The sequence below is a fragment of the Devosia sp. genome, assembly GCF_017307565.1.
Taxonomy (GTDB): domain Bacteria; phylum Pseudomonadota; class Alphaproteobacteria; order Rhizobiales; family Devosiaceae; genus Devosia.
The window spans coordinates 1-1,885 of sequence record NZ_JAFKHD010000475.1 but is presented as its reverse complement, the minus strand read 5'-3'; the positions used below and the strand labels follow the sequence as shown (position 1 = coordinate 1,885).

Sequence of the window (1,885 nt, the reverse complement as noted above, 5' to 3'; positions counted from 1 at the left end):
CAAGCTCGCGGCCAAAGCTCCCGAATTCATCGAGGCCATGGGCCACGAAACCGGCGCGACCGCCGGCTGGGCCGGCTTCAACGTCATGCTCGCCTCCGAAATGCTGCGCGAAGCCGCATCGCTGACGACGCAGATCACCGGCGAAATCATCCCGTCGCACCGGCCCGGCTCCACGGCCTATGGCATCCGCCAGGCCGCCGGCGTCGTCCTTTCCATTGCCCCGTGGAACGCCCCGGTCATTCTCGGCGTCCGGTCGCTCGCGACGCCACTCGCCTGCGGCAATACCGTTGTCTTCAAGTCGAGCGAAATCTGCCCGCGCACCCATCGCCTCATCGCCGATGCGCTCTTTGAAGCTGGCCTCCCCAAGGGCGTCCTCAACGTCGTCTCCAACGCTCCCGCCGATGCCCCCGAACTCGTCGAGGCACTCATCGCCCACAAGGGCGTGCGTCGCGTCAATTTCACCGGCTCCACCCGCGTCGGCCGCCACATCGCCGAAGTCGCCGCGCGGAATCTAAAACCCGCGCTCCTCGAACTCGGTGGCAAGGCTCCCTTCGTCGTCCTTGATGACGCCGATATCAGCGAAGCCGTCGCCGCGGCCGCCTTCGGTGCCTACATGAACCAGGGCCAGATCTGCATGTCGACCGAACGCGTGGTCGTTGACGACAAGATCGCCGATGAGTTCGTTGCCGCCCTCGCCACCAAAGCCGCCTCGCTAAAAGCCGGCGATCCGCGCAAGGGCGACACCCCACTCGGGTGCCTCGTCGATCTCTCCGCTGCCCAGCGCATCGACGCTCTTATCAAGGACGCCGTCTCGAAGGGTGCCCGCGTTGTCGCCGGCGGCGGCATCGATGGCACCATCATGCAGGCAACCGTGGTCGACAATGTCACGCCGGGCATGAAGCTCTATCGTGACGAATCCTTTGGCCCCGTCGTCGCCGTCATCCGCGTCGCGACCACAGAAGAAGCCATTCGCGTAGCCAACGACACCGAATACGGTCTCTCCGCCGCCGTCTTCGGAAAGGACCTGACCCGCGCCATGTCGGTGGCCTCCCGCATCGAATCCGGCATCTGCCATATCAATGGCCCAACCGTGCACGACGAAGCCCAGATGCCTTTTGGTGGCGTAAAGGCATCCGGCTACGGCCGCTTCGGCGGCAAAGCCGGCATTGCCGAGTTCACCGAACTGCGCTGGATCACCGTCCAGGGCGCCGAGCACATCCACTATCCGATCTGAAAAGCTTCTGGTGGCAGCCATATCGGCCAGGCGTCAGCCTCGATGTTAACAGTCTGCTAGCACTTGTGCCGCCGGGCGCGAAAACCGGCCTCCGACGGCACCAAAAAAGTTTTAGTGCGGAAAGCCCTTGTTTTCCGGCCACTTGCGACCAGATATGCACAGCTGTCCCTGTTCAAAACGACAGAAATGTCATGGTGTTTGGAAATGGGGGTTTACAGCCCTGAAGGTCGTCCCTATAACCCCGCTCACCGCTGCAGAGCGAGGCGCCAAACGGCGAAACAAACTGCGGCAAGCCACTGAAAAGAAAGAGCAATCTGACTTAAAGGTGACTTCGAATTCTCCTCGGCAAGCTAAAGCAAACCGAAAAGAAAATCGAAAACAGCGGTTGACAGTGATCTTCGGATCTTCTAGAAACCGCGGCGCTGACGACGCGAACGACTTCAAGTTGTTCCCACTGACGGCGACTTCTGACAGGGCGGATTTGCTGCCGGGTAACCGGATAGTGGGTTTGTTTTGCGGAAAGAAATCTGAGGCGATTGCCTCACCGACGTTCTGCCCTTGTGGGGTGAAGGTCAGCTCTTTGACATTGTGAAGATTGAAGAAAGAGAAACGTGGACGGCGAGGTTCTTGCGAACTGAAGCTGGGGTTTAC

2 protein-coding genes are annotated in these 1,885 nt (G+C 60.7%); one reads left to right on the top strand and one right to left on the bottom strand.

From position 1 onward, the window contains the following. The coding region (locus tag J0I64_RS20810) for an aldehyde dehydrogenase (protein ID WP_291411891.1) at positions 1-1,234 on the top strand (1,234 nt) is incomplete at its 5' end. A 189-nt stretch (positions 1,235-1,423) separates the two neighbouring features. Here J0I64_RS20810 and J0I64_RS20805 read toward each other — a convergent pair. Further along, positions 1,424-1,885, bottom strand: a 462-nt coding sequence (locus J0I64_RS20805) for a hypothetical protein (RefSeq protein WP_291411889.1), incomplete at its 5' end; no start/stop codon positions are given.